This is a genomic window from Streptomyces roseoviridis (assembly GCF_039535235.1).
Taxonomy (GTDB): Bacteria; Actinomycetota; Actinomycetes; order Streptomycetales; family Streptomycetaceae; genus Streptomyces; species Streptomyces roseoviridis.
In genome coordinates this window covers 7,278,873-7,303,279 of the sequence record NZ_BAAAWU010000001.1, presented here as the reverse complement: position 1 = coordinate 7,303,279, position 24,407 = coordinate 7,278,873, and the positions used below count along the sequence as shown (strand labels likewise).

30 protein-coding genes are annotated in these 24,407 nt (G+C 74.0%); 14 read left to right on the top strand and 16 right to left on the bottom strand.

Going from position 1 to position 24,407, the window contains the following annotated elements:
- The first annotated feature begins 232 nt into the window (after positions 1 to 232).
- Positions 233 to 1,180 (top strand): class A beta-lactamase, encoded by a 948-nt coding sequence (bla, locus tag ABD954_RS32930; protein WP_345491668.1) that lies wholly within the window; start codon positions 233 to 235, stop codon positions 1,178 to 1,180.
- 120 nt (positions 1,181 to 1,300) lie between these two features.
- On the opposite strand, the gene ABD954_RS32925 is transcribed toward bla, so the two are convergent.
- Positions 1,301 to 2,230 carry a LysR family transcriptional regulator gene (locus ABD954_RS32925; protein WP_345491665.1) on the bottom strand — a complete coding sequence of 310 codons (930 nt, stop codon included), beginning with the start codon at positions 2,228 to 2,230 and terminating at the stop codon, positions 1,301 to 1,303.
- A 71-nt stretch (positions 2,231 to 2,301) separates the two neighbouring features.
- Between ABD954_RS32925 and ABD954_RS32920 the strand changes: the two genes are divergently transcribed.
- Positions 2,302 to 2,907, top strand: a complete 606-nt coding sequence (locus ABD954_RS32920; RefSeq protein WP_345491663.1) for a maleylpyruvate isomerase family mycothiol-dependent enzyme — start codon at positions 2,302 to 2,304, stop codon at positions 2,905 to 2,907.
- Positions 2,908 to 3,017: 110 nt separating this feature from the next.
- On the opposite strand, the gene ABD954_RS32915 is transcribed toward ABD954_RS32920, so the two are convergent.
- A complete protein-coding gene (locus tag ABD954_RS32915; protein ID WP_345491661.1) occupies positions 3,018 to 3,293 on the bottom strand; it encodes a helix-turn-helix domain-containing protein in 276 nt (91 codons plus the stop codon).
- Positions 3,293 to 3,790, bottom strand: coding sequence for a DUF2975 domain-containing protein (locus tag ABD954_RS32910; protein WP_345491659.1), 498 nt, complete (start codon positions 3,788 to 3,790; stop codon positions 3,293 to 3,295). Before ABD954_RS32910 ends, ABD954_RS32915 begins: the two co-directional genes overlap by 1 nt.
- Positions 3,791 to 3,906: 116 nt before the next feature.
- On the opposite strand from ABD954_RS32910, the gene ABD954_RS32905 reads away from it, so the two are divergent.
- Positions 3,907 to 4,650 (top strand): helix-turn-helix transcriptional regulator, encoded by a 744-nt coding sequence (locus ABD954_RS32905; RefSeq protein ID WP_345491657.1) that lies wholly within the window; start codon positions 3,907 to 3,909, stop codon positions 4,648 to 4,650.
- Positions 4,651 to 4,682: 32 nt separating this feature from the next.
- Complete coding sequence (locus tag ABD954_RS32900; RefSeq protein WP_345491655.1) at positions 4,683 to 5,198, top strand: DUF3291 domain-containing protein; 516 nt, start codon at positions 4,683 to 4,685, stop codon at positions 5,196 to 5,198.
- Between the two features lie 35 nt (positions 5,199 to 5,233).
- On the opposite strand, the gene ABD954_RS32895 is transcribed toward ABD954_RS32900, so the two are convergent.
- The 3 genes from ABD954_RS32895 to ABD954_RS32885 all read right to left on the bottom strand — a co-directional run bounded on the left by ABD954_RS32895 (position 5,234) and on the right by ABD954_RS32885 (position 6,752).
- Entirely contained in the window at positions 5,234 to 5,734 is a 501-nt protein-coding gene (locus ABD954_RS32895; protein WP_425584094.1) for a DUF2267 domain-containing protein, read from the bottom strand.
- Positions 5,735 to 5,816: 82 nt separating this feature from the next.
- Positions 5,817 to 6,215, bottom strand: coding sequence for a DUF2267 domain-containing protein (locus ABD954_RS32890; RefSeq protein ID WP_345491653.1), 399 nt, complete (start codon positions 6,213 to 6,215; stop codon positions 5,817 to 5,819).
- A gap of 102 nt (positions 6,216 to 6,317) precedes the next feature.
- Entirely contained in the window at positions 6,318 to 6,752 is a 435-nt protein-coding gene (locus ABD954_RS32885; protein ID WP_345491651.1) for an Hsp20/alpha crystallin family protein, read from the bottom strand.
- A 143-nt stretch (positions 6,753 to 6,895) separates the two neighbouring features.
- On the opposite strand from ABD954_RS32885, the gene ABD954_RS32880 reads away from it, so the two are divergent.
- Together ABD954_RS32880 and ABD954_RS32875 are read left to right on the top strand one after the other, a co-directional pair.
- Entirely contained in the window at positions 6,896 to 7,576 is a 681-nt protein-coding gene (locus ABD954_RS32880; RefSeq protein WP_345491649.1) for a type III effector protein, read from the top strand.
- Between the two features lie 142 nt (positions 7,577 to 7,718).
- A complete protein-coding gene (locus ABD954_RS32875) occupies positions 7,719 to 8,162 on the top strand; it encodes a CBS domain-containing protein (protein ID WP_345491647.1) in 444 nt (147 codons plus the stop codon).
- 109 nt (positions 8,163 to 8,271) lie between these two features.
- On the opposite strand, the gene ABD954_RS32870 is transcribed toward ABD954_RS32875, so the two are convergent.
- Positions 8,272 to 8,862 (bottom strand): DinB family protein, encoded by a 591-nt coding sequence (locus ABD954_RS32870; protein WP_345491646.1) that lies wholly within the window; start codon positions 8,860 to 8,862, stop codon positions 8,272 to 8,274.
- Between the two features lie 228 nt (positions 8,863 to 9,090).
- A complete protein-coding gene (locus ABD954_RS32865; RefSeq protein ID WP_345491644.1) occupies positions 9,091 to 9,936 on the bottom strand; it encodes an alpha/beta fold hydrolase in 846 nt (281 codons plus the stop codon).
- 370 nt (positions 9,937 to 10,306) lie between these two features.
- Here ABD954_RS32865 and melC1 point away from each other — a divergent pair, with 370 nt between their 5' ends.
- On the top strand, positions 10,307 to 10,708 hold the full coding sequence (gene melC1 / locus ABD954_RS32860; RefSeq protein ID WP_345491642.1) for an apotyrosinase chaperone MelC1: 402 nt from the start codon (positions 10,307 to 10,309) through the stop codon (positions 10,706 to 10,708).
- A 27-nt stretch (positions 10,709 to 10,735) separates the two neighbouring features.
- Positions 10,736 to 11,563 (top strand): tyrosinase MelC2, encoded by an 828-nt coding sequence (melC2, locus tag ABD954_RS32855; protein WP_345491640.1) that lies wholly within the window; start codon positions 10,736 to 10,738, stop codon positions 11,561 to 11,563.
- A 57-nt stretch (positions 11,564 to 11,620) separates the two neighbouring features.
- On the opposite strand, the gene ABD954_RS32850 is transcribed toward melC2, so the two are convergent.
- The 4 genes from ABD954_RS32850 to ABD954_RS32835 all read right to left on the bottom strand — a co-directional run bounded on the left by ABD954_RS32850 (position 11,621) and on the right by ABD954_RS32835 (position 15,042).
- A complete protein-coding gene (locus tag ABD954_RS32850; RefSeq protein WP_345491638.1) occupies positions 11,621 to 12,184 on the bottom strand; it encodes a dihydrofolate reductase in 564 nt (187 codons plus the stop codon).
- Positions 12,181 to 12,978: a thymidylate synthase gene (locus tag ABD954_RS32845; RefSeq protein WP_345491636.1), complete on the bottom strand. Its 798-nt coding sequence runs from the start codon at positions 12,976 to 12,978 to the stop codon at positions 12,181 to 12,183. The genes ABD954_RS32850 and ABD954_RS32845 overlap by 4 nt, the downstream gene beginning before the upstream one ends.
- A 74-nt stretch (positions 12,979 to 13,052) precedes the next feature.
- Positions 13,053 to 13,565 carry a GNAT family N-acetyltransferase gene (locus tag ABD954_RS32840; protein WP_345491634.1) on the bottom strand — a complete coding sequence of 171 codons (513 nt, stop codon included), beginning with the start codon at positions 13,563 to 13,565 and terminating at the stop codon, positions 13,053 to 13,055.
- A 43-nt stretch (positions 13,566 to 13,608) separates the two neighbouring features.
- Complete coding sequence (locus ABD954_RS32835) at positions 13,609 to 15,042, bottom strand: tetratricopeptide repeat protein (protein WP_345491632.1); 1,434 nt, start codon at positions 15,040 to 15,042, stop codon at positions 13,609 to 13,611.
- Positions 15,043 to 15,342: 300 nt separating this feature from the next.
- Here ABD954_RS32835 and ABD954_RS32830 point away from each other — a divergent pair, with 300 nt between their 5' ends.
- From ABD954_RS32830 to ABD954_RS32820, 3 genes are all read left to right on the top strand, one after another.
- Positions 15,343 to 16,233, top strand: coding sequence for an FAD-dependent oxidoreductase (locus ABD954_RS32830; protein ID WP_345492626.1), 891 nt, complete (start codon positions 15,343 to 15,345; stop codon positions 16,231 to 16,233).
- A 182-nt stretch (positions 16,234 to 16,415) separates the two neighbouring features.
- On the top strand, positions 16,416 to 17,069 hold the full coding sequence (locus ABD954_RS32825) for a TOPRIM nucleotidyl transferase/hydrolase domain-containing protein (protein WP_345492624.1): 654 nt from the start codon (positions 16,416 to 16,418) through the stop codon (positions 17,067 to 17,069).
- A gap of 235 nt (positions 17,070 to 17,304) precedes the next feature.
- Positions 17,305 to 17,757, top strand: coding sequence for an iron chaperone (locus ABD954_RS32820; protein ID WP_345491630.1), 453 nt, complete (start codon positions 17,305 to 17,307; stop codon positions 17,755 to 17,757).
- Positions 17,758 to 17,910: 153 nt separating this feature from the next.
- Here the strand turns inward: ABD954_RS32820 and pstS are convergent, their stop codons facing one another.
- Positions 17,911 to 18,990 (bottom strand): phosphate ABC transporter substrate-binding protein PstS, encoded by a 1,080-nt coding sequence (gene pstS, locus ABD954_RS32815; protein WP_345491628.1) that lies wholly within the window; start codon positions 18,988 to 18,990, stop codon positions 17,911 to 17,913.
- Between the two features lie 321 nt (positions 18,991 to 19,311).
- Here pstS and ABD954_RS32810 point away from each other — a divergent pair, with 321 nt between their 5' ends.
- Both ABD954_RS32810 and ABD954_RS32805 read left to right on the top strand, forming a co-directional pair.
- Positions 19,312 to 19,725 carry a hypothetical protein gene (locus ABD954_RS32810; protein ID WP_345491626.1) on the top strand — a complete coding sequence of 138 codons (414 nt, stop codon included), beginning with the start codon at positions 19,312 to 19,314 and terminating at the stop codon, positions 19,723 to 19,725.
- Between the two features lie 133 nt (positions 19,726 to 19,858).
- Positions 19,859 to 21,424, top strand: a complete 1,566-nt coding sequence (locus ABD954_RS32805; protein WP_345491625.1) for a PspA/IM30 family protein — start codon at positions 19,859 to 19,861, stop codon at positions 21,422 to 21,424.
- A 206-nt stretch (positions 21,425 to 21,630) separates the two neighbouring features.
- Here the strand turns inward: ABD954_RS32805 and thpR are convergent, their stop codons facing one another.
- Together thpR and ABD954_RS32795 are read right to left on the bottom strand one after the other, a co-directional pair.
- Entirely contained in the window at positions 21,631 to 22,212 is a 582-nt protein-coding gene (gene thpR, locus ABD954_RS32800; protein ID WP_345491623.1) for an RNA 2',3'-cyclic phosphodiesterase, read from the bottom strand.
- Positions 22,209 to 22,529, bottom strand: coding sequence for a hypothetical protein (locus ABD954_RS32795; protein ID WP_345491622.1), 321 nt, complete (start codon positions 22,527 to 22,529; stop codon positions 22,209 to 22,211). Before ABD954_RS32795 ends, thpR begins: the two co-directional genes overlap by 4 nt.
- Before the next feature lie 219 nt (positions 22,530 to 22,748).
- Here ABD954_RS32795 and ABD954_RS32790 point away from each other — a divergent pair, with 219 nt between their 5' ends.
- On the top strand, positions 22,749 to 23,567 hold the full coding sequence (locus tag ABD954_RS32790; RefSeq protein WP_345491620.1) for an SDR family NAD(P)-dependent oxidoreductase: 819 nt from the start codon (positions 22,749 to 22,751) through the stop codon (positions 23,565 to 23,567).
- Positions 23,568 to 23,756: 189 nt separating this feature from the next.
- Here the strand turns inward: ABD954_RS32790 and ABD954_RS32785 are convergent, their stop codons facing one another.
- Entirely contained in the window at positions 23,757 to 24,404 is a 648-nt protein-coding gene (locus ABD954_RS32785; RefSeq protein WP_345491618.1) for a DUF998 domain-containing protein, read from the bottom strand.
- Between the last annotated feature and the right edge of the window lie 3 nt (positions 24,405 to 24,407).

Genomic DNA, 24,407 nt, shown 5'->3' with positions numbered 1-24,407 from the left:
AAGAGAAGTGCTGTCGCCGCCTGAGGCCGTCATCGGCTCGTCCGGCGGCTCCCGGCGGAGTGGGCGGCAGGGGTCACGGGGCGCCGGCGCGGTCGGGTCTGGACGTGCTGCGCCTGGGCATGAGCATGCTTCCCCCGCGGTGAGTCGCCTGCCGGACTGGGACAACCTAGTCCACGGCACGGACACTGATCCAGAAGTGCTCGGTGCTCCCCCACCACCAGGAGGTACGAAGATGCGGTACGTACGGGTGCGGCGCGTGGTGCTCGGCGGGCTGGCCCTGTCGGTCGCCCTCCCGCTCGCCGCCTGCACCCACGACGCCCCACGGGCCTCTCCCGCTCCCCCGCCGTCGGTGTCGACGCCGCCCGCCGCGAGCGGGAAGCCCTTCGCCGGTGCCGCCCGCGAACTGGGGGAGCTCGAGCGCAGGTACGACGCGCGGCTCGGCGTCTACGCCGTCGACACCGGCGACGGGCGGGAGGTCGCCTACAACGGCGACCTGCGGTTCGCCTTCGCCTCCACGTTCAAGGCCCTGGCGGCCGGTGCCGTCCTGCGCGGGCACGCGCCCGCCGGCATGGACGAGGTGATCCGCTACTCGGGTGCGGACCTGGTCGCCCACTCCCCCGTCACCGAGAAGCACGTCGCCACCGGCATGACCCTGCGCGAGCTGTGCGAGGCCGCCGTCCGGTACAGCGACAACACCGCGGCCAACCTCCTCCTCGACGCGCTCGGCGGACCGAAGGGCCTGGAGCGGGCCCTCGCCTCGGTGGGCGACACCGTCACCCGGGTGGACGACCGCGAGCCAGAACTCAACCGGTGGTCCCCCGGCGCCACGCGCAACACGACCACGCCGCGCGCGTTCGCCCGCGACCTGCGGGCCTTCGTGCTCGGCGACGCGCTCGGCGACGCGGAACGCGCACAGCTCACCACATGGCTGCGGACCAACCTCACCGGCGACACCCTCATCAGGGCCGGGGTCCCCAAGAGCTGGGCGGTCGGCGACAAGACGGGAACGGGCGGCGTCCACGGCATCCGCAACGACATCGCCGTGGCATGGCCGCCCGGCGCCCCTCCCCTCGTCATCGCCATCATGTCGAGCCGGAGCGGGGCGGACGACGCCCATGACGACCGCCTGATCGCGGAGGCGGCGGCGGTGGTCGCGGAAGCGCTGGGCGACGACGAGTGACGCGCGTGCTCCGCGCACCGAGAAGACCTGGCGGCCGCCGTCGAAGGTCGGGCGTCATGGCGCGCGCACAGAAGCGGCCGCCCGCCGGGGCTCTCACGCCCGGAGCGGGGCGACGGCGCGTCAGGGGTGCGCCGCGGCGCGGACCGTGCGGGGGAGGCCGTCGCGCATGCGGGTGAGGAGGGCCCTGGCCGCGGGTCCGGCGGGGCCCTCGGCGGGCCAGGCGAGGGCGATCCGGCCGCGCAGGTCGGGAGCGGTCAGCGGCAGGGTGCGCAGGCCGAGGGCGGCTGCCGCTTCGGGCGGGATCTCCGGCAGGACGGCGACGCCGAGACCACGGGAGGCGAGCCGCGCGAGCAGGGTCGGCGCGGCGGCCTCGAAGGCGATGCGCGGCGTGAAGCCGGCCTTGCGGCAGGCGCGTTCGAGCGTGCCGCGGATCCCGGTGCCGCGCGGGAGGCTGATGAGCGGGCGCGCGGCGAGCTCGGCCAGGGGAAGCGTCGTTCCTCCGGTGGTGCGCAGGAGCGGGTCGCCCGGGGCCATGGCGGCGACCAGCGGCGTGTCGATCAGGATCTGGAGGTTGATGTCCGGCGGGACGTCGTCGGCGGCGACGCCGATGACGGCGAGGTCGAGTTCGCCTCGGCGCAGGGCCGTCAGCATGTGGGCCGAGGAGTCCTCGGTGAGGGATATCTCGATCCCGGGGTGTTCGCCGTGGAAGTCGGCGAGCAGCGTCGCCAGGTCGAACTCGTCGGTGGCGGCGCCCGAGACGAGGCCGAGGCGGACGTGTCCGCGGAGCAGTCCGGTGTACTCCTCCACCGTCTGCCGCATCCCCTCGACGGCCGCGAGCGCCGCCCGCGCGTAGGGAAGGACGGCGTCGCCCACCTCGGTGGTGGTCACGGTGCGCCCGGACCGGTCGAGGAGGGGCTGGCCGAGCTCCCGTTCGAGCTGCCGGATCTGGGCGCTCACGCCCGGCTGGGCGACGTGGAGGCCGGCGGCGGCGCGGGTGAAGCTGCCCTTCTCGACGACGGTGACGAGGTACTGCAACTGGCGGAGTTCCATAAGCGGCGATGCTAGTGGCGAGCAGCCCTCTGTCTTGGACTTCCGGCGAGGGGTCGGGGACGCTGTTGATCATGAGCACTGCAGCGGTGGACATCGGGGCCGCGATCGCGGCCGAGCGGGTCGAACTGGCCGGCGTACTGGACCGGTTGAGCGAGGCGCAGTGGGATGCTCCGAGCCTGTGCGACGGGTGGCGGGTCCGGGAGGTCGCCGCGCACATGAGCATGGGGTTCCGGTACTCGTTCGGCAGGACGGCCCTGGAGCTGGTCCGGGCGGGCGGCCGTCTGCACCGGATGACCGACCGCGTCGCGCGCCGGGACGCGGCCGCTCTGTCCCCGCGGGAGCTCGCCGCCGCGCTGCGGGACAACGCCGCTCACCCGTGGGGGCCGCCCGTGGGCGGCCGGGCGGCGGCGCTGGGGCACGACGTCGTGCACGGACTGGACATCACCGTCGCACTCGGCCTGGGCCGGCGGGTGCCCGAGGAGCGTCTGCGGATCGTGCTGGACACCGTCGCGCCGCGGACCCTGCGCTTCTTCGGGGCGCGGCTCGACGGCGTCGAGCTGCGGGCCACCGACCTCGACTGGTCCTACGGGTCGGGCCGCACGGTGGCCCGACCCGCGCAGGAGCTGCTGCTGCTCGCGTACGGGCGCCGGGTACCGGGGGCGGATCCGGTGCGCTGACGGCGGCCGCGCCGGACGGGCGCGCGGGGCGCGGACCGTCGTGCGGGGTGCGCGGCGGCGCCCCGGACGGTCGGCCGGAGGCGGCCGGCGGCGTCCGGCCGGGGCGGGCGTCAGGCGCCGACGGTGTCCGCGGGGTCCTCCGACTGCGCGGCGCCCGCGGCGTCTCCGGCGGCCTCGGGGTCCTCGGCCTCCCAGCGCAGCAGGTCCCCCGGCTGGCATTCGAGCACCTCGCACAGCGCGGCGAGGGTGGTGAACCGGACCGCCTTGGCGCGTCCGTTCTTGAGGACGGCCAGGTTGGCGGGGGTGATGCCGACGCGTTCCGCGAGTTCGCCCACGGACATCTTGCGCCTGGCGAGCATGACGTCGATGTCGACGGCGATCGGCATCAGATCACCTCGTCCAGTTCGGCCCGCATCTCGGTCGCCTCCACGTCGCGTGCGACGGCCTGGGCGAGCAGCATGCGCAGGACGAGCACGACGAGGGCGACTCCCAGGACCGCGAGGCCGAGGCCGCCGATCAGCAGGACGATGCCGGGCGCGACGGCCTCGCCGGGCGCGAGGACGACTCCGAGCGAGAACACCAGCAGGGCGGCCGCCACGACCGCGCCGATGACGACGTGCACGTAACGGAAGGCGGCGTGGGAGAAGACGGTCCCCCGGCGCACCATCGTCACCAGGCGCCACACACATGCCAGGACCACCTGGACCGTCACCACGCCCAGCACCAGGATCACGAGGACCGGTGTGCGCAGATGGGCGACGTCGGCGTCGAGCCCGTTCATGTCGATGGCCAGCAGCGGAACCATGACCGTCTGTACGAACACCGAGCCGGCGAGCAGCATCACGAGCACGGCGCGGAGCGCGAGCACCGTCAGCTTTCCCATCACCTCTCCCTTCGATCGAGTAGCAATGGAAATCTATCGAAAGTCGATAGGTTCAGCAAGCGGCTCGTCGAACCGGCTCTTCTATCGCTCACCCCCGTCGTTCCTAGAATGGCGAGATGGAGGACATCGACGCGATCGCCGTGCTGCAGGATCCGGTGCGGCGGCGCCTGTACGAGTACGTCGTGGCGCAGGGACGCGAGGTCGGGCGCAACGAGGCCGCCGAGGCGGCGGGGGTGGCGCGCACGCTCGCCGCGCACCATCTGGAGAGGCTGACCGAGGCCGGCCTGCTGGTGAGCGGGAGCCGGCGCCTGACCGGCCGGTCGGGGCCGGGCGCGGGGCGGCCGGCGAAGGTGTACACGCGGGCCCGGGGCGAGCGGTCGGTGTCACTGCCCGCCCGGGACTACCGCACCGCCGCCGAACTGCTGGCCCAGGCCGCCGAGGAGGCCGGCCTCGACGCCGGGCTCTGCGCGGCGGCGCGGCGCAGGGGCGAGGCCCTGCGCGGTTCGGCCGCTCCCTGCGGCGATCTCGACGAGGCGAGGCGGATCCTGGCCGCGCGGGGATACGAGCCGTATGCGGAGGAGGCCGCGGACGGTCCAAGGGCCGCGGACGAAAGGGCGATCGAGGGCCCGGGGGCGGTCACGGACGGCCAGGCGGTCGCCGGGCGGGCCGGAACGGTCGTACGCATGCGCAACTGCCCCTTCCACGCGGTCGCGGAACGCTTTCCGCCGCTCGTCTGCGGCATGAACCTCGCCCTCCTGGAAGGGCTGCTCGGCACCGGCGGACCGGTCAGCGCGCGCATGGACCCCCGCCCCGGGGAGTGCTGCGTCGTCGTCGAAGCCTCTAAAAACAACGAGCATTGACATAGAAATACGGGGCGTGCTGGGATGAGGCCATGACCTCGACCGCGCCCTCGGCCCCGCACGCCCATCTCGCCCAGCTCAACGTGGCCACACTCCGCTACCCCTTCGACGACCCCCGCATCGCGCCGTTCGCCGAGATGCTCGACCCGGTCAACGCGGCCGCCGACCGCGCGCCCGGTTTCGTGTGGCGGCTCGTGGAGGACGGCGCGGCCGACGCCACCGGCCTGCGCCCGGCCGGTGAGGACGTCATCGTGAATCTGACGGTGTGGGAGTCACGGGAGGCCCTGTGGGACTTCACGTACCGCAGTGGACACCTGGAGGTCATGCGGCGGCGCCGTGAGTGGTTCGAGCGGCACGTCGAGGCGCACCTGGTGCTGTGGTGGGTGCCCGCCGGTCACCGGCCGGGCGTCGGCGAGGCCCTGGAGCGGCTCGCGGAGCTGCGCGCGCACGGGCCGTCCCCGCGCGCGTTCACCTTCGCCTCCTCGTTCACCGCCGCCGAGGCCGCCGCTCATCGGGCGGGCGAGGCGCCCTCGCGGCAGCCCGGGTGAGCCGGCTCATCCGGGCTGCCGCGAGGGCCGACGGCTCAGTCGCGCGCGCCCTGCGCCTCGTGGGCCGGTCGGCGGGCCGGACGGAGGTCGGCCTTGCCGAAGAGGAGCGCGTAGCCGGGCGGGAGCTGGTCGATGATGCGGTCCACCAGGTCGGAGCCGACCAGCTGGGAGACGGGGGCGAGGACGGCGCCGACGTTCCAGCGGGTGGTGGCCGGGCTGCCGCCGGTGCGCCGGGCGAGGTCCTTGACGAACTCCCAGCCGGTGAGCGGCGTGGTGGCGGGGATCTGGGCGGTGAGCACCAGGGCCGCTTCGACGGGGAGACGGGCGGCGAGCTCGACCCGCTCGTCACCGACGAGCTGCCGGCCGAGGGCCGCGAGCACCGAGCGGACCGCTTCCTCGGCGCGTTCGCGGGTCGGGTACGCGCCCTCGTAACGGACCCGTTCGAGCAGCGCCGTGTACGACACGGCGGCGCGCTCGGAGGGCGGCGCGGCCGCGGGCGCCGGGGCGGAGGTCATGGTCTCGGCCTGGAGTGTCATGGTGGTGTGGACCGCCGTTCTCTTCGGGCCCGGGGGACGGACGCCACCCGGGCGGAGCGAACAGGTTTGACAGGGGTGCCGGTCACCTCGGGAGGTGCGGCCGGCCGAAGAGGAGGTCGTAGCCGGGCGGGAGCTGGAGGAGCATCTGGGCCGTGAGCTCCTCGCCGGCGGCATCCGCGACGACGCTGAGGACGGCGCTGACGTCCCACGCCGCGGTCCGCTCCGTGGCGCCTTCGATCCACGCGGCCGTCGCGCGGACGAAGCGCTCCGGCGAGAGCGGTTCGACGGCCTGGAGCGGGTTGAGCAGGATGACGGAGAAGGTCTCCGGGAGGCGGGCGGCGAGCGCGGCACGGACGTCGCCGACCAGATGCGCGCCGAGCAGCGCCAGCACGGTGCGGGCGGCGCGCTCGGCCTCCTGGGGCGTGTCGTAGGCACCCCGCTCCTGGACGGAGTCGAGGAAGGTCTCCCAGCGCAGTCTCATCAGGGCCCCCTTCGCGAACGGGTGCGGGGTGCGGGGAGCGGAGGGCGGAGGAGGAAAGGAGGGGGAGCGACTTCCGCCCTCCGCTCCCGGCCTGGTGGCGGCTCAGCCGCTGATCTGCTTGCGGTCGTCGCCGCGACTGATGCTGATCTTGCGGGGCTTCGCGCGCTCGGCGATCGGGATGCGGAGCGTGAGGACGCCCGCGACGTAGTCGGCCGTGATCTTCTCGGTGTCGAGCGTGTCGGCCAGCATCAGCTGCCGGGAGAAGACGCCGAGCGGCCGCTCGGACAGCTCCATCTGCACGTCGTCGGCCTTCGCGACGGGGCGGCGCTCCGCCTTGACCGTCAGCATGTTCCGCTCGACGTCGATGTCGATCGCGTCCGTCGAGACACCGGGCAGGTCCATGACGATCACGTAGTCGTCGCCTTCGCGGTACGCGTCCATCGGGACCGGGGAGGGACGGGACCAGGTGCCGGCGGTGCCCAGCATCTGCTGCGTGAGCCGGTCGAGCTCGCGGAACGGGTCGGTGCGCATCAACATCGCGAAACACCTCCAGTGGATCAGGCAATGACTGCCAATGCGCTTCACCTGACTCCGTTGTAACATGTCAACGGATGGACGACAACTCCGACGTCAACGGATCGACGACAAAACGGATCGACGACAAAGGTGAGGGAGTGACCATGGCAGGACCCGAACATCCCACCGCGGGACATCCCGTCGCCTTCCAGGCGGCCCTCTCGGCCCTCGCCGCGATCGACGAGACCCTCCGCCAGGCCCGTACGGCGCCGTCCGCCTCCTCCGGGGAGTCCGGGGAGTCCGGGGAGACGCCCGAGAGCACCTCGTCGGAGGAAGCGCTCGCCGCCCTCCTGCTCCTGCGCGAGCTGCGCGAACAGCTCGCCGGCTGGGAGCCGGGCCTCATCGAGGCCGCCCGGGACGCCGGCGCCAGCTGGGCCGACCTCGCCCATCCACTCGGCGTCACCAGCCGCCAGGCGGCCGAGCGCCGCTATCTGCGCGTACGGCCCGGGAATCCCGGCAGCACCGCGGAGCAGCGCGTCCAGGCCACGCGCGACCGCCGCGCGGCCGACCGTTCCGTCACCGCCTGGGCCCACGGGAACGCGGCCGACCTGCGTCGGCTCGCCGGGCAGATCACCGCCCTCGACTCCCTCCCCCCGGCCCTGCGCCAGGACCTCGACGAGGCCCTCGCGGACAGCAACCCGGCCCAGCTGCTCGAACCGCTCTCCCGCACCCACGCCCACCTGGCCCGCCGCCACCCCGACCTCGCCGCACGCGTGGACACCCTCACCCGGCACACCACCGACCTGCGCAACGAGAGCGACCAGCGCCGCTCCACCTCTCCGTAGACACACGCCACCGGAGGCCCGCCGACCGGGCAGGTGTTCCGGGGCCTCGCAGCATGGCAGCCGACGCGTGCGCGTGTTCCGATGGAAAGACAGGGAAACCGGTCCTGTACACACCCATGTCGACAGCCGAGGAGGAGCGATCATGGCGCAGGACAAGGCACTGAAGGCCCGCGACATCATGACGGCGGGCGCGCAGTGTGTGGGTGAGCACGAGTCGCTGCGGGACGCGGCGCGGATGATGCGCGAACTGCACGTGGGCGCGCTGCCCATCTGCGGCGACGACGACAAGCTGAAGGGCATGGTCACCGACCGCGACATCGTCGTCCAGTGCGTGGCCGACGGGAAGGACCCCGCTCAGGTCGAGTGCGGTTCCCTCGGCGGCGAGCTGCACTGGATCGACGCGGACGCGTCGGCGACGGACGCCCTGCACGTCATGGAGCAGCACCAGGTGAAGCGGCTGCCGGTGATCGACATGCAGAACGATCACCGCCTCTGCGGAATGATCTCGGAGGCCAACCTCGCGCAGAACCTCACCGACAAGCAGATCGCGGAGTTCGCGAGCCGCGTCTACGCGGGCGCCCACTGACGCCCCACGCCCCCCGGCCCGCCGGCCGGGCACGACCAGGGGCCCGCCCCGGACGGGGCGGGCCCCTTCGTGTGCGCAGCCGGTGCCGACGGCCGTGGGGGCCGTGAGGTCACTGGCCCACGCGGCCGTCGAGCCGCTCGCGCAGGAGGTCGGCGTGGCCGCAGTGCCGCGCGTACTCCGTGATCTGCATGACCAGGAGGTCCCGCAGCCGCTCTCCGCCGCCGGTCCGGGTGCCGAGGTCGGTGAAGCCGGCGATGAACCGGTCGGTCTCCTCCCTCTCGGCCCGCCACCGGTCCCAGGCGTCCGTGGCGACCTCCGGGTCGGCGACGGCGCCGTTCCAGTCCCCGTCGCGGTCCTCGGCGGTGCGGTAGATCCTGGGCAGGTCCTCGCCGGCGAGCCGGCGGAAGTGCCGTTCGTCCTCGGCCATGTGCCGCACGAGGCCGAGCAGGGACATCGTGGACGGGGGCACGGCGCGCCGGGCCAGCTGCCCGGCGTCCAGGCCGGCGCACTTCATTGCCAGGGTGAGGCGGAAGTGCCGGAGGGCGGCGAGCAGCGCGGTGCGCTCGTCGATGCCCTCGTCGGCGTCCTCGCGCGGATCGTCGTCGGGGTCGACCCACATGTCGGTGTGGACGGTCGACCGCGTCCACCGGGTCACCGCCGACGCGTCGCCGGGGCCGTCGACGGGCTCGCCTGTTTCCATGCCCGGCATCCTCGCGTCCGCCGGCGCGGCGTGCCACGGAATTTCGACGGCCCCTCCGTCGGGAGTCGCGCCACGCATTCCTCATGGGCCGTCCGCCGGGAGCCGCGCCACGCATTCCTGACGGACCGTCCGCCGGCGCGGCGCGCCGCGGGCTCTTGACGGCTCGTCCGCCGGGAGCCGCGCCGTGAGGGACCGACGCGCTCCGACGGTCCCGTGACGGAAGGGGGTCTACGGGAGGGGGCTTGTGTCGAGCAGCCAGGCGAGCATCGCCGGGGTGGCGTCGAAATGGCCGCCGTGCCCCGCGTCGGGCTGGCGGATGAGCGTCGCGGTGCGGATGCGGGCGGCGAGCCACTCGCCGTGCGCGGGAGGGACCAGCGTGTCGAGCCCGCCGTGCCACAGCCGCACCGGGACGGTGATGCCGGCCGGGTCGAATCCCCACTCCGTACCGAACAGGGCCGTGACGTCGTCGGCCCAGCCGTCGAGGCCCGGGCGGACCGCCTCGTCGAACGCCGGGCCGATCATGGCGCCGATCTCGGGCCGGGCGAAGACCGCCTGCTCGATGGCGGGCATGGGCGGCAGGTCGGTCGTGTCCACGCGTGCCAGGTGTTCCCCGACCGCCTCGCGGCCGGCCAGGGCGGCCGCGGCGCTGCGCCGGTTGCCCTCGTTCATGCCCGCCGTCCAGTCCAGCCCGTCCGCGTCCCGCGGTGCCAGGCTCGCCAGCGTTCCGAGCCGGGTCACCCGCTCGGGGAACAGGGCCGCGAAGGCCATGGCGTGCGGGCCCCCTCCCGAGACCCCGAACACGGGGAAGCGGTCCAGGCCGAGGGCGTCGGCTATGGCGGCCACGTCGTCCGCGGCGTCCACCACCCGGCGGCCCGGCCTCGGGGTGGAGCAGCCGAATCCGGGCCGGTCGAAGGTGATCAGCCGGACGCCGAGCTCGTGGAACAGGGACTCGTCCGGGTAGCGGGCGAGTCGGCTCATGGGACTGCCGTGCAGGTAGACGACCGGTGTTCCGGCCGGGTCTCCCCACTCCTCCACCGCCAGGGTCCGGCGGTCCTCAGTGATCACTTCGCGCATGCCGGCCACGCTAACGCCCCGTGCGGCCGGGAGCCGAGGTTTCCGGTGATTGCGGGCGGGCGGGCGCTCGTCCCGTGGTGCGGATCCGGCCAGAGTGCGGGCGTGGGCTCCGCCACACGCCGGACACCGGACCGAAAGATCATTCACGAGATGATCACTTTCTCCGCAAGTCTTTCGCCGCCGGGCCCTCCGCGGCCGCCGCACCGCAAGATCAACTCCGTTCAACTCTGCACTTTTCGCGACAGGTTGTCCGTATCGCGGCCAACCTCCCCGTGGCGATTTCCACCCGTCCGATCCCTCGCGATACCGATGGAAATCGCCGGGGGCATATGACCAATCCCCCGGTCGCACAGACACAGGGGGTTTTTCCATGTCCAGCATCACCCGCCGCAAGGCCCTGGGTGTCGCCGCGGGCGCCGCGGCCGGCGCCGCCGCGGGGCTCGCCCTGGCCGGGCACGCCGACGCCGCCACGGCCCGTACCGCCGCTCCGGCCGCCGGAGCCGCCGCCGCCCCGGGTTCCTTCGACGAGGTCTACCAGGGCCGCCGCATCAAGGGCGGCCCCTCGCACGGCGGCGGACACCACGGGGGGCACCACACCGGCGGCTACACCGTCACGATCGACGGCGAGGAACTGCACGTGATGCAGAACGCCGACGGCACCTGGATCAGCGTGATCACGCACTACGAGCCCGTCGCCACGCCCAAGGCGGCCGCCCGCGCGGCCGTACGGGAACTGCAGGGCGCCCCGCTCGTCCCGCTCACCCTCACCTGACCCGACCGATCCAGGAGCAGCACCACCATGACCGTACGCAAGAACCAGGCCGCCCTCACCGCCGATGAGAAGCGACGCTTCGTCGACGCCCTTCTCGAGCTCAAGCGCAGCGGCCGGTACGACACCTTCGTCACCACGCACAACGCCTTCATCATGGGCGACACCGACACCGGCGACCGGGTCGGCCACCGGTCGCCGTCGTTCCTGCCCTGGCACCGGCGCTTCCTCATAGAGTTCGAGCAGGCGCTGCGGTCCGTCGACGCGACCGTCACCCTCCCCTACTGGGACTGGACGGCCGACCGCACGGCCCGTTCCTCGCTGTGGGCGCCCGACTTCCTCGGCGGCACCGGCCGGGCCCGCGACGGTCAGGTCACCGACGGACCGTTCGCCCGCGCCGCCGGCCGCTGGACCGTCAACGTGCGCGTCGACGGCCGCGACTACCTCCGCCGCGACCTCGGCGCGGGCGGCCGGCAGCTGCCCACGCGCGCCGAGGTGGACTCCGTCCTCGCCATGGAGACGTACGACACGGCGCCCTGGAACAGCTCGTCGGACGGGTTCCGCAACCACCTCGAAGGCTGGCGCGGGGTGAACCTGCACAACCGCGTCCACGTGTGGGTGGGCGGGCAGATGGCCACCGGTGTCTCCCCGAACGACCCGGTCTTCTGGCTGCACCACGCCTTCGTCGACAAGCTGTGGGCCGACTGGCAGGCCCGGCACCCGCGCTCGGCCTACCTCCCGGCCGCGGGCACCCCGAACGTCGTGGACCTGAACGACACCATGCGGCCGTGGAACGACGTCACCCCGGCCGACATGCTGGACCACACCCGCCACTACACCTTCGACACGGCGGCCTGAGGCCGCGGGCGCGGACCGGGACGGTTCCCCGGTCCGCGCCCGGCCGTCACCGGTGCGTCACGGCCGGGCGTAGCGGCGGATGCGGTAGCGCAGCTCCGTCGTGGAGGACAGCCATCCGGTGTCCTCGGTGATCCGCCAGGCCCGGTCGAGCGACGGGGCGAAGGTGTCGCCGGTCACCGGCGCGTCGACCTCCGTCACGGAGAGCGTCGTGGCGTACGGCAGGGCCGCACGGTAGATCTCGCCGCCGCCGATCACCCAGGCGGAAGGGGCCTCGGGGCCCGGCCCCGCCGCGGTCCCGGGCTCTCTCTCGCCCCCGGTCCCCGGCTCGTCCCCGACCTGCGCGGATCCGGCCGCCAGCTCCAGTGCCGAGGCGAGGGAGCCGGCCCGCTGGGCGCCTTCGGCGGTCCAGTGCGGGTTGCGCGTCACCACGATGTTGCGCCGGCCGCTCAGCGGACGGAACCGCGCGGGGAGCGAGTCCCACGTCCTGCGCCCCATGATCACGGGGTGGCCGAGGGTGGTCGCCTTGAAGTGCGCCATGTCCTCCGGCAGCCGCCACGGGATCCCGTTGTCGGCGCCGATCACGCCGTCGGGGTTCTGTGCCCAGATGAGCCCGACGTTCACACCGCCACCGGGGCCTTGATCGCCGGGTGGTGCTTGTAGTCCACGATCTCCACGTCGGAGTAGGCGTAGTCGAACAGCGAGTCCGCCTCGCGCAGGCGCAGCTGCGGGAAGTCGAAGGGCGTGCGCGACAGCTGCTCGGTGACCTGCTGGACGTGGTTGTCGTAGATGTGGCAGTCGCCGCCGGTCCAGATGAAGTCGCCCGGCCGCAGTCCGGTCTGCTGCGCCACCATGTGGGTGAGCAGCGCGTAGCTGGCGATGTTGAACGGGACGCCGAGGAACAGGTCGGCGCTGCGCTGGTAGAGCTGGCAGGAGAGCCTGCCGTCGGCGACGTGGAACTGGAAGAAGGCGTGGCAGGGGGCGAGGGCCATGCGGTCCAGTTCGGCGACGTTCCACGCCGAGACGATCATCCGCCGGGAGTCGGGGTCACGGCGCAGGGTGTCGAGGACCTGGCTGATCTGGTCGATGTGCCGGCCGTCGGGGGCGGGCCAGGAGCGCCACTGGGCGCCGTAGACCGGGCCGAGGTCGCCGTTCTCGTCGGCCCACTCGTCCCAGATGGTCACGCCGTGCTCCCGCAGCCAGCCGACGTTCGAGTCGCCGCGCAGGAACCACAGCAGCTCGTACACGATGGACTTGAGGTGTACCTTCTTCGTGGTGACCAGCGGGAACCCTTGCGAGAGGTCATAGCGGAGCTGGTGTCCGAAGACACTTCGGGTGCCGGTTCCCGTCCGGTCGGCCTTGGCCGTCCCCGACTCGAGCACCAGCTTCAACAGGTCTTCGTACTGTGTATCCACCACAGGTCCAGAGTCTAGTACCGGCCGGGTGGGGCTCCGCCACGCGCGGTGACGCCCCTGCGTGGCGGGGGGCGCGGTCAGCGCACCAGCTCGTCGGCCAGCAGGTCCATGAGCAGCCCGTCGTGCCAGGTGCCGTCGGCGCCGCGCTCGTATTGGCGCATCACTCCCACCGGCCGGAACCCGGCCTTCTCGTAGCAGCGGATCGCGGGCGCGTTGTCGGCGGCGGGGTCGATGACGAGCCGGTGGTGGCCGAGGTCGTCGACGAGGTGGCGGGCCAGGGTCCGGACGGCATCGGTGCCCAGCCCCTTGCCGTGGACCTGGGGGTCGAGGAAGAGGTCGATGCCGGCGTGGCGGTAGTCGGGGTCCTCCTCCGCGTACCACTGGATCATGCCGACGATCCGGCCGCCGTGACGGACGGTCAGGCAGTGGGTGCCGGGATCCTCCAGGTCGGAGGCGACCTCCGCCGCCATGTCGTCCCCGCCCCGCCACCGCGCCCGCACCTCGGGGGTGGCCCGGATCGCGGCCAGGGCGGTCACGTCCCCGGGGACGGTGCCGCGCAGGACGACGGAGGCTCCGTGCAGCTCGGTCATGCCGGGGACTGTACGCGGGGGCCGCACGCGGCGCGCGGAATTCTCAGGAGCGGGCCACGGGCGGGAGGGCCCCGGCCGCTGCCGCCGCCGTGTGCCGCGCGCGGTCGCGCGCGGCGGCGGCCAGGGCGGTGTCGCCCAGGCCGTCGGCGAGCCGGGCCCTCGCCGACCAGTTGTACGAGCTGTCGGGCCGCAGTCCGATCCGCTCGCTGACGAGGACGCGGGCGTGTTCGTGCCGTCCGGCGGCGAGCGCGGAGTCGAGGAGCGTCCGCTGTACGGCGTCGCGCTGGGCGTGGCTGCCGCCGAACCCGTGCAGCCGGCGGCGCAGCGGCCACAGCAGGTCCACGACCAGGGCGTGCCGGTCCTGCCCGTGGGCGATCAGCGCCTCGCACACGGGCAGGCCGATGTCCGCGGTCATCCGGTGGTTGGTGGCGGTGGCGGAGTCGGGCTGGTCCAGCCACCGCCGGCGGTCCTCGACGAGCCGTGCCGCCTCCTCGAACCGGCCGGCCCCGACGTAGGACATGACGGCGTGGACGTCGTTGAACGCGTAGAAGGGCGGATCGGCGCGGGTGGCCCACGCGTCGGCCAGGGCCTGCCAGCGGGCGGTCGGCTCCGCTCCGGCGAGCCGGATGCGCCACAGCAGGGCGGCCGCGTCGAGCAGTTCCATGGCGGCGCCGGAGGACTCGTCGTGGTGCAGGGAGGCGTCGTAGATCCGCAGGGCGGCGTCGGTGTCCCCGGCTTCCAGGGCGTACAGGGCGTAGTGCCACCAGTTGTGGACGTCCAGGTAGTTGTCGCGTGCCCAGTCCTCGCGGCGGGCGTCGAGGTAGCCGATGCCCTCGGCGACGCGGCCCTGCATCTCGTAGGTGTGGACGACGGCGTGGATCGCCCAGACGTCGCGGGGGTTCTGCCCGACCGCGGCGAGCCCCGCCTCCTCGGCGTGGCGGTAGTGTCCCGACTCCTCCAGGCCGAACGCGTACATGCCCAGCATCAGGCCCCGGTGGGGTTCCGCGGTGTCCCAGGCGGAGAGGGCTCCGCCGACGCGGTCGCGCAGCCGCACCGCGTCGCCGGTGAAGAAGTCCAGCTGGTGTCCGACGGCCAGGGCGAGCGCGTCCCGCGGGTACGCCAGGGACAGTTCCTCCAGCACGTCGCCCGCCCGCCGCAGGTCACCGGCCAGCCATGCCGCGGCCGCGGCCAGGTGCATGCGCTCGCGTGCGGGCAGCGACGGGACGTCCACGCCCGCCGCGTACCGGTCGAAGCGGCGCCGGGCCTGCGCGGCCTCGGCGGGCTCGGTGCCCAGCATCCCGAGATAGGCGGCGAAGCACTGGGCGACGGGCGCGGTCGGTCCGCTGCGGAGCGCGTCGGAGACGGCCTGCTCCACCTCGGGGCGGAAGTGCAGCAGCGCCTCCACGGCCCGGTCCAGGTGACCGGCCGTCTCCGCGGTGCACGCGTGCAGGGGGTTGCCGTACCGGTCCGTCACCATCGGGTTCACCTCGGCGGGTCTGCGGAAGGGGGCGGGTGGCGTCGGTGCGGGCGGCTGCGCGCGCCGGGCCGCCACCATGAAGGCACCGGCGGGGCCGGTGGCGCCACATCGACATGCGCCATCGTGGGAAGTGCCATGATCCGCCCTGGCGTCCCGCCCGGACGGTCGCGGGGCGTCGGTGAGCGGGACGCCGGTGAGGCACGGGAAAAAGGAGGCGCAGTGAACGGGACAGGGCCGCACGACGAGGGGACCTCTCCCCCGCCGTCCCCCGGGTCGCCGCACCCGGGCCACGACGCCGATCTGCTCGTGATCGGCGGCGGGCCGGCCGGCTGCGCCGCCGCCCGGACGGCCGCCGGTGTCGGCATGCGCTCGGTCCTCGTCGAGCCCGACGCCCTGTGCCGCAGCCTCTACCGGATCGGCGCCCTGGACAACGTGCTCGGCGGACACACCGACGGCCCGCGCCTCGCCGCCGCCATCACCGAGGAGCTGGCGGCGACGGACCTGTGCCGCCTCGAACTCGGCCGTCGTGCCGTCGCCCTGCGCGCCGCCGACGACCACGTCGCCGTCACCCTCGACACGGGCGTCCGCCTGACCGCTCCGTACGCCGTCGTCGCCACCGGCGTCGGCCCGCTCCAGCCCGGTGACGTGCCCTGGATCACCGCGCCCGCGGGCCTCGTGCTCCCTCCGCTCTGGCGGGCGGACGCGCACGACGCCGAGGGCCGCACCCTCCTCGTCCTCGGCGGCGACCGCCCCATCGGCACCTTCCTGCGCAGCCACCCCGCCACCGCCACCCGTCTCCTCGTGGCGTACCCGGAGGGCGACGCGTACAAGACCGAGGAGGTCCGCGACGACCCGCGCGTGACGCTGCTGCCCGTGGCGCGTCTGACCCTCCACCGGGCGGAGGGTGCCGGGGTGACGGCGGAGGCGGTGGGGACGGACGGCGGCGAGCGGTTCGCGCTCACGGCGGACGCCGCGTACCTCAGCCTGGGCAGCGCACCCAACGCCCCGACCGGTGACCTCGTCCGCGCGGCGGACGGGTACTGCCCGCCGGAGGGCCAGCACGCGCGCGTGCTGGTGGCCGGGGACCTGCGCTCCGCCCGCTACCAGCGGATCATGACTGCCATGGGTTCCGGTGCTGAGGCCGCGCTCCGCGCCTACTACGCGGCCAGGGACCGACCGGCGGGAGGCTGAGGCCGGACCCGCCCACCGGAAGGGCCGGGCCGGTGCGCCGGAAGGCCGGCCCGGTGCACCGTAAGGCCGGGCCGGTGCGCCGTAAGGGCCGGGCCGGACCGCTCACCGGGTCTCCTCGCCGCAAACGCACGTGCGAGCAAGATCCGGGACGTGCCAGGATGGCGCCGGAAAGCGAGGTCACGGTGGACGAGTTGGGGCGATTCCGCCGGGCGGTGGCCAGGTGGGCGGCCGGCGGCGCGGGGGCGGCCGACGCGGCCGCGGAGGCGCGGGAACGGGCCGCCGGTGTACGGACGGTCGTGCTCGTCGAGGGGGACAGCGACCAGGTCGCACTCGACGTCCTGGCCGCGCGCCACGGCCGCGACCTCGGCGCGGAGGGCGTCGCCGTCGTACCGCTCGCAGGCGCGACCAACATCGGGCACTTCCTCGACGTGTGCGGCCCCCCGGGACTCGGCCTCCCGCTGGCGGGGCTGTGCGACGTCGGGGAGGAGCGGCACTTCCGACGCCATCTGGAACGGGTCGGGCTGGCGTCCGGGCTCACTCCCGCCGGCCTGGAGGGACTCGGTTTCCACATCTGCGTCGCCGACCTGGAGGACGAACTGATCCGCGCGCTCGGGCCCGAGGGCGTGCGGCAGGTGATCGAGATCCAGGGCGAGACGCGCCCGTTCCGGACCTTCACGAGCCAGCCGGCCCAGCGGGAGCGGCCCGTGGAGCACCAGCTACGGCGGTTCATGGGCACCCACAGCGGCCGCAAGGCGCTGTACGCGCGGGCGTTGGTCGAGCACCTCGACCTCGCGCGCGTACCGCCGCCGCTGGAGCGCCTCCTCACCCGCCTCTGAGACCGCCGCGCTCCGAGCCTCCGTGGCCGGCTCCATGACCGCGTCCGTGTCAGCGCCTCCGTGGTCGTCCGCGTGGCCGGCCCCGTGGTCGTCCCCGTGGTCGTCCCCGTGGCGGGCACGGACGCGTCACCGGTCCGGCTCCGGGAGGCCGCGACCGCGGCGAGGAACTCCGCACGACCGAAGCATCCACGAGAATCCGCACGCACCGAAGCATCCACGAGAAGAGGCAACGACCATGAGCGGCACCGACACCACCGGGTACGAGGGATTCACGGCCGAGGAGCGCGCCGCGATGAAGGACCACGCCAAGGAGATGAAGACGGCCGCGCGCCGCGCCTCGCGCGCCGACAAGGCGGCGCAGGCGGAACGGGACGTGCTCGCCAAGATCGCCGAGATGCAGGAGTCGGACCGCGTGATGGCCGAACGCGTCCACGCCGTCATCACGGCGAACGCCCCGGCTCTCGCCCCGAAGCTCTGGTACGGGATGCCTTCCTACGCGCTGGACGGCAAGGTCGTCTGCTTCTTCCAGAGCGCGGAGAAGTTCAAGGCGCGGTACGCGACGCTCGGTTTCAGCGACCAGGCCCGGCTGGACGAGGGCACGATGTGGGCGGCCGGATTCGCGCTGACCGAGGTGACGCCCGAGGTGGAGACGCGGATCGCCGAGCTCGTGAAGCGGGCCGTCGGCTGAGACGCGGGACAGGCCGGGGCTCGGGGCGGGCCGAGGCACCCAGCGGACGGGGCGGGGGGGTGGGGTGGGTCCGGCAGCCGGCGGACGACCCGGCGCGCCCGTGTCCCCGTGCTCCCGTGCACCCGTGCTCCCGCGCTCCCTTGCCCCCGACGGTCAGCTCAGCGAGGCGACGACCTCGCGCACCTGTGTCGCGACGGACTCGGGCAGCGGCGCGTAGTGGAGGGCGTGGAGCTCCTCCTGGCCCTGCCGGCCGGCCGTGTAGGTCAGGAAGGACTTGAGCGCGGGCAGGCTCTCCGGGTCGTTGCCGGTGTCGCACACGATCTCGTACGTCACGAAGACGATGGGGTACGCGCCCTCGGCGGAGGTCCTGTGGTCGAACTTCAGCCGCAGGTCCCTGCCCTCGCCCACGATCTTCGCGGCGGCGATGCCGGCCGAGGCGCTCTGCGTGCTCGGGGCGACCGGTTCGGCGGCGCCGGTCGCGATGTGCACCGTCTCGATCTTCCGCTTCTCGGCGAAGGACAGCTCGAAGTAGCCGATGGCGCCTTCGGTCTGCGTGACGGCCGTCGCCACCGCGTCCGACCCGTTGGCCGAGTGCCCGCCCTGCGCCTGCCACTTCTTGCCCGCCGGGTACGGCCAGCGGTCTCCCGCCGCGCCCTTGAGGTAGGCGTTGAGGTTCTGGGTCGTACCGGAGTCGTCCGCGCGGTGGACGGGGACGACGGCCAGGTCAGGGAGCTGTGCGTCCGGGTTGAGTTCCCGGATCGCGGGATCGTTCCACTTGGTGATCCGCGCGTCGAAGAGGCGGGCGAGGGTGGGGGCGTCGAGGACCAGACCGGTCACGCCGGGGATGTTGTAGCCGAGGGCGACGGCGCCTCCGGCCATCGGCAGGTCGATGGCCTTGCCGCCCGGGCAGACGTCCGCCGGGACGGTCCTCTCCTTCTCCGTCAGGGCCTGGTCCGTCCCGCCGAAGGTGGTCGCGCCCCGGTGGAACTGGGCGACGCCGGCGCCCGAACCCAGCGGGTCGTACACGAGCTGGACGCCCGGGCAGGCCCGCTGGTACTGCTGCATCCACCGCTTCATCGCGATCTGCTGGGCCGAGGAACCCGAGCCGCGCACCTTGCCCTTGGTCGCGCAGTCGACGACGGGCACGGGGCCGGTCGCGAGGGGTCCGGCGCCGCCGTCCGCGTCACCGTCCCCGCCGCCGCACGCGGCCAGGACCAGCACGCCCGCCGTCACGGCGGCCGCTGCGCTCCACCGCCTGTTTCGAGCCGAACGTCGAAGCTGCACCTGGATCTCCCTCGGACACGTGCGAACGCACCGGCACGTCCCGCGCGGCCGGCCGGCCCACCGATGATCACCCGCATCCGCGAGAGGAGAGTGGATCCGAGGCGAACGACAGCCGTCACCCAGGTGACATCGCGGTGACGGACCCGGCGGGGCGCCGCCGGAGTGAGACGCAGCGGCAACAAGCTGTGGATGCAGTGCCAACACGGCCGGGCCGCGCTTCGGCATGCTTCACGGGTACGGGGGAGGCGACCGGGGAGAGAGGACCGACCCATGAGCCTGGCCGGACTGGGACTGAGCGCCGATCAGGAGCGGCTCTACCGCTACCTGCTGCGCAGGCCCCATGCCGACCCGACAAGGATCCGCATCGAACTCGCGATGCCGGATCTGCCTCGGGTGATCGGCGAGCTCCGCGCCCGAGGGCTGGTGGACCACGCGTCCGCCCCGGTCGCTCCGTCCGTCGCGCCGGACCGGCCGGGTGGGGGCCGGGCCCGGGACGCGCGGCGGGGAGGCGGCGAGACCCGCCGGCCGAGGCCGTTCGCGCTGCTGACCGGAGTGGCCACCGTGCTGACCGGAGTGACCACGGTGCTGAACGGGGTCGCCACGGCGCTCGCGGGAGTGGCCGCGGGGCGGCCGCGCGGTGCCCGTCTCCGTACGTTCCGTTCCCCTGTGGACCGGAGGGAATGAGCGGCCCCGACCGTCCCCCGTGTCCCTCTCCCCCCTTGCAGGGGGGAAGCCGTCCGCCCGAACCGGGTACTAACGTTGCGTCATCGGGTTGGCGTGGGCGGGTGGCTCGGGAGTGGGCATGCAACCTCTGTACGTGGTCGATTTCGATGTGGCACCGGCTCAGGGCGCCGAGGCCGATGTCGTGGCGGGCTTACACGGGCATCTCGCCGCGTGGTTGAACGGGCCGTCGGGGACCGGGCTCGCCGCGGGCGACCTCGCCCGCTCCGGGCAGGCCGTGCTGCCGGCGAAGCCGCCGGGCCGGGAGCAGCGCGAGGCCCGCTGGAAGGTCGAGGAGGGCGTCGGGGCACGGGCCCTGCGGGTCGACCTGTCGCATCCCGTGGACAACGGGGCACGGTTCTACACGCAGGTGACGGTGGCCCGCGTCGAGTGCCGGGTGCTGCTGCGCGTCGTGATGGGGCAGGAGATCCCCAGCGGCTGGCTGTCGCCCGTCCAGGACCCGCCGCTGTTCCGGCCCAACGTGCTCGCGCGGGTCTGCGCGGACAGGACGCTGGAGCTGCGGACGCTGGGGCAGGTCGTGACGGGCCGGTTCGAGCCCATCCGGCAGAGCGAGCACGTGAGCGTCCTGTCGGACTCGCTCGCGTCGCCGACCCGGCTGCCGGCACTGCTGATGCAGCCGCGTGACGACGCGGCGTGGCAGGTGGCACGGCGGGCCTCGTCGCAGCTCATGGGCCTCGCTCAGGTCGTCACGCTCAACTACGCCACCAGTCAGGCGCTGCTGCGCCGGCAGCCGGCGCTCAGGGTTCCCGACGGCGGGGCCCTGCTGGTCTGGCCGGATCTGCGGCTGTCGCATCCGAGCTACGCGCGGCCCGAGGTCACCGCGGACGGCATGGTGGAGTACTGGATGCGCAGCCTGGCGGAGCTGTCCGTCCTCGCGCGCGGCTCCGACAAGGGGTGGGAGGCCGCGCGGCGGGCGGCCCGCAGCACGGCGGCCCGGCGGGTTGCCGCGCAGGTGGAGGAGGCCCGTCGGCTCGGTGACGCGGCGGGTGAGCGCAAGGCCCTCGAACGGCGGGTGCGCGAGCTGGAGGAGAGCGCCGCGACGTGGGAACAGCTGGCGGTGGCGGAGTCGGCCCGGGCGGACGACAACGCCGCCAAGGCCGCCGAGGCCACGAAGTTCCAGGAGGAGGCGGTCCGGTGGCGCAAGCTGTACGAGCGGGAGCGGGCGTCCCAGGGCGAGGCCGCGGCCGACCCGTGGAGCACGATCCCCGTCCTCGAGAAGGGTGACGCGGCGGCCACCTACCGCGCCCTGGAGGAGGCGTCGGAGGGGCGGATCGTGTTCACGCCGGGGGCCGAGCGCAGCTGGAAGGCGGATCAGTACCGGTTTCCGGACGAGATGACGGAGCAGTTGATCCTGCTCGCGAAGGCCGCCGCGGATCTGTACGAGCAGACGTCCGCGTCCATGCCGCGCCTCGACGAGTGGTTCTCGACGCAGCACGGCCTGAAGGTGGCCACCAGCGATCTGACGATCAAGAAGAACGCGCGGATGCGCTGGGTGACGTTCGACGGGGAGCAGCGCGACACGCTGCCGCATGTGAAGGTCCGTGACGGGGTGGCGCACAGCGACTGCGGTCGGATCCACTTCGCGCTCGATCCGGAGAAGCGGCGGTTCATCGTGGATCACGTGGGGGTCAAGAAGTACTGAGCGGACCGCCGGCCGCGGGTCGGGGCGGCCGGGAGGCGGGGACGGACGCGAGGCAGGGGCGGACGCGAAGCGGGGACGGGCGGCCGGACACCGCCCCGGGCCGCCCCGGCCCTGGCGCGGGAGGACTCGGAGGAGGGCGCGGCAGGGCTCGGAGGGGGCGCAAGGGACGGAGGGGGCAAGGGACGGAGGGGGGCCGGGTCGGCCGGTCAGGATCCGGTGAAGGGCCATGACGCGATGTCGCGGTAGTGGATGGGCCCCGGCCCCCGTCCGATGTTGCTGCCGACCAGGTGCAGCCGCTCGCTGTGCCAGGGGCGGCCGGTGAAGTCCGTGAGCCCGGCGGCGGCCGTCCGTACGGAGGACCGGTCGCCGCGCCGGGCGCGGGCCAGCGTCAGGTGCGGGCGCAGCGGCCGGTCCTCGAACGGGATGGCGCACCCGGTGACCACGGCGCGGACGTCGGCGGCGAGGAGCCGCAACCCCTCGACGTCCCCGCCGATCCCGCTCCACAGCACCCGCTCGTCGAAGTGCCCGCTGCCCCGGAGGGCCAGCTCGACGGGCCGGTGGGTCGCCGCCAGCTCGGCGAGCGGTGCCCGCAGCGGCGGGACGGACGCGGCCGGGAGCTCGCCGAGGAACGCCAGGGTGATGTGCCAGTCCTCGATCCGGTTCCACCGCATGCCCGGGTGCGCGTCATAGGCGGGGCTCAGCGCCCGCGCCAGCTCCTCCTTCGCGTCGTCGGGCGGTGCGAGGGCGATGAACACGCGGATGGTGGAGGCCGGGGACTGTTCGTTCACGCAGGTCTTCGTACCGTGCCGGGGTCCGTTCCGTCACACCGGGGTGGCGGAACCGGCGTCGCCCGGCACCGCGACGGCCGGATGCCGGTCACGAGGCGCCCGAGCCGCGAAGGTTCAGACGTGGGCCCGGCTTCCAGGTTCGCCCCGCAGTCGACGGCCGTCACCGCGTCGTGCCACATCACTTCGATCTCCACGTCCACGCCGCCGTCCGCACCGGGGGCCAGCTCTTCGACGAGCGCGACGACGGAGTCGGCCGCATCACTGTCCGGCTGCCACCGGGGATCGCTCGGAATGATCGACAGGATGTCATCGCTCATCGTTCCCCCACCTCGTCTGGCCACTGAGGGCCGCAGCGTCGAGGCGCGATGCTATCGATCACCCGTTCCGGCACCCACATCCGCCCCTGACCCGGCGCACCCCGCGCACCCGGCGCACCCCGCGCCGCCGGTCCTCCGGCATCCGCTCCCACCCCTCGCCCGGGCAGCCGCCCTGCCTATGATCACGGGGACGCGGACGACGACGGAGGCTCGACGACCATGACGGACCAGCGTGTGTACCTCGTGACCGGCGGCGGGACGGGCATCGGCGCCGCGACCGCACGGCTGCTGAGCGCCGCGGGGCACCGCGTGGCGGTCTCCGGGCGCCGTCCCGAACCGCTGCGGCTGGTCGCGGAGGAGACCGGCGCGCTCGCCGTCGCCTCGGACATCGGCGAGCCCGACGAGGTGCGCGAGCTCGTCGGCACGGTGCTCCGGGAGCACGGCCGGCTCGACGGTCTCGTCCTCAACGCCGGGATCGGGCGAGGTGGCGGGGTGGGCGACGTGACCCTGGAGGACTGGGAAGCGGTCATGCGGACGAACCTCACCGGCCCCTTCCATCTGCTCCGTGCCGCGCTGCCGCACCTCCTCGACGCACGTGGGGCGGTGGTCGCCGTCGCCTCGGTGTCCGCCCTCCGCAACGGCGTCGGGAACGCCGCCTACGCCACCTCCAAGGCGGCGCTGCTCCAGCTGTGCCGCTCGCTCGCGGTGGACTACGGCGGTGCCGGGCTGCGCGCGAACACCGTCTGCCCGAGCTGGGTGCGCACCGACATGGCGGACCGCCGGATGAACCGGTTCGCCGAGGAGGCGGGTCTGGACGACGGCGGTGTCGAGAAGGCGTACGAGGAGGTGACCCGGGTCCTGCCGGCCGGGCGGCCCGCGGAGCCGCGGGAGGTCGCCGAGGCGATCGCCTGGCTGCTCTCGCCCGCCGCCTCCTTCGTCAACGGGGCCGTGCTGACCGTCGACGGCGGAGCGACCGCCCTGGACCCGGGCACTGTGGGCTTCGAGTTCCGCATGGAGCCGCGCACCGGCGGCGCGTAGGGGGTCGGCCGGCCAGGGGCGGTTCGTGGTGCCGGGTGCCTGGTCCTTCCGGTCGCAGGCCGGCGGAACGTCAGAGAGCCGCGCGCCGGACCCCCAAGGCACCGCTCGCCCGGCCCGTCAGCGCACCGTTCACACGATCCGTCAGCGCACCGCTCGCCCGGCCCGTCAGCGCACCGTTCACACGATCCGTCAGCGCGCCGCTCGCCCGGACCCTTCCACGTGCCGCTCCCCCGGCCCGCGACCGCGCCGGGCGACGTGCTGGTGGCGCAGGCACGAGACGACGACCACCAGGGGCCACAGCGACTGCACGCAGGTCACCAGGCGTTCGGCGACGCCCGCGGCGCCCTGGCGGTTCGCCTCGACCAGGAACCAGAGCGCACCGGCCCCCATCAGCAGCGTCGCCGCGTAGGCGGGTGCGCGCCGCAGCGCCCAGGGGGCCGGCCGGTCGCCGGGGCGGGCGGCCAGGACCGGCCACAGGGCGAGCAGGGTGAAGCCCACGGCGACGACGGACCCGTGGCGCAGGGCCCCTCCGCTGCTCGGCGTCGGGACCATCGCCACGGCCAGGGCCGCCACTCCCCCGGCGGCCAGCGCCGCGCGCCCGGCGGGGGCGGCCGCCCGCAGCCCCCAGGCGGTGCCGAGGTGGCACACGCCCAGGGCGAGCAGTGCGCCGGTCATCACCCAGAACCCCCGGGCCCCGTACGCCGCGAGCACGCTGATCGTCTGCCGGACGGCGTCGTAGGACGGTCCTTCCAGCGCGCCCGCGGTCGTCCAGCCGGCCACCAGCACCACGGGGGCGCAGCCCGACGGCACGAGGGTCCACTTCGGTACGGCTCGCATCGG

Bases quoted from the DNA above. Each gene is read 5' to 3' on its own strand.
- bla (WP_345491668.1), top strand. From the start codon at position 233: ATGCGGTACGTACGGGTGCGGCGCGTGGTGCTCGGCGGGCTGGCCCTG.
- ABD954_RS32925 (WP_345491665.1), bottom strand. From the start codon at position 2,230: ATGGAACTCCGCCAGTTGCAGTACCTCGTCACCGTCGTCGAGAAGGGC.
- ABD954_RS32920 (WP_345491663.1), top strand. From the start codon at position 2,302: ATGAGCACTGCAGCGGTGGACATCGGGGCCGCGATCGCGGCCGAGCGG.
- ABD954_RS32915 (WP_345491661.1), bottom strand. From the start codon at position 3,293: ATGCCGATCGCCGTCGACATCGACGTCATGCTCGCCAGGCGCAAGATG.
- ABD954_RS32910 (WP_345491659.1), bottom strand. From the start codon at position 3,790: ATGGGAAAGCTGACGGTGCTCGCGCTCCGCGCCGTGCTCGTGATGCTG.
- ABD954_RS32905 (WP_345491657.1), top strand. From the start codon at position 3,907: ATGGAGGACATCGACGCGATCGCCGTGCTGCAGGATCCGGTGCGGCGG.
- ABD954_RS32900 (WP_345491655.1), top strand. From the start codon at position 4,683: ATGACCTCGACCGCGCCCTCGGCCCCGCACGCCCATCTCGCCCAGCTC.
- ABD954_RS32895 (WP_425584094.1), bottom strand. From the start codon at position 5,734: ATGACACTCCAGGCCGAGACCATGACCTCCGCCCCGGCGCCCGCGGCC.
- ABD954_RS32890 (WP_345491653.1), bottom strand. From the start codon at position 6,215: ATGAGACTGCGCTGGGAGACCTTCCTCGACTCCGTCCAGGAGCGGGGT.
- ABD954_RS32885 (WP_345491651.1), bottom strand. From the start codon at position 6,752: ATGTTGATGCGCACCGACCCGTTCCGCGAGCTCGACCGGCTCACGCAG.
- ABD954_RS32880 (WP_345491649.1), top strand. From the start codon at position 6,896: ATGGCAGGACCCGAACATCCCACCGCGGGACATCCCGTCGCCTTCCAG.
- ABD954_RS32875 (WP_345491647.1), top strand. From the start codon at position 7,719: ATGGCGCAGGACAAGGCACTGAAGGCCCGCGACATCATGACGGCGGGC.
- ABD954_RS32870 (WP_345491646.1), bottom strand. From the start codon at position 8,862: ATGGAAACAGGCGAGCCCGTCGACGGCCCCGGCGACGCGTCGGCGGTG.
- ABD954_RS32865 (WP_345491644.1), bottom strand. From the start codon at position 9,936: ATGCGCGAAGTGATCACTGAGGACCGCCGGACCCTGGCGGTGGAGGAG.
- melC1 (WP_345491642.1), top strand. From the start codon at position 10,307: ATGTCCAGCATCACCCGCCGCAAGGCCCTGGGTGTCGCCGCGGGCGCC.
- melC2 (WP_345491640.1), top strand. From the start codon at position 10,736: ATGACCGTACGCAAGAACCAGGCCGCCCTCACCGCCGATGAGAAGCGA.
- ABD954_RS32840 (WP_345491634.1), bottom strand. From the start codon at position 13,565: ATGACCGAGCTGCACGGAGCCTCCGTCGTCCTGCGCGGCACCGTCCCC.
- ABD954_RS32835 (WP_345491632.1), bottom strand. From the start codon at position 15,042: ATGGTGACGGACCGGTACGGCAACCCCCTGCACGCGTGCACCGCGGAG.
- ABD954_RS32820 (WP_345491630.1), top strand. From the start codon at position 17,305: ATGAGCGGCACCGACACCACCGGGTACGAGGGATTCACGGCCGAGGAG.
- ABD954_RS32810 (WP_345491626.1), top strand. From the start codon at position 19,312: ATGAGCCTGGCCGGACTGGGACTGAGCGCCGATCAGGAGCGGCTCTAC.
- ABD954_RS32795 (WP_345491622.1), bottom strand. From the start codon at position 22,529: ATGAGCGATGACATCCTGTCGATCATTCCGAGCGATCCCCGGTGGCAG.
- ABD954_RS32790 (WP_345491620.1), top strand. From the start codon at position 22,749: ATGACGGACCAGCGTGTGTACCTCGTGACCGGCGGCGGGACGGGCATC.
- ABD954_RS32785 (WP_345491618.1), bottom strand. From the start codon at position 24,404: ATGCGAGCCGTACCGAAGTGGACCCTCGTGCCGTCGGGCTGCGCCCCC.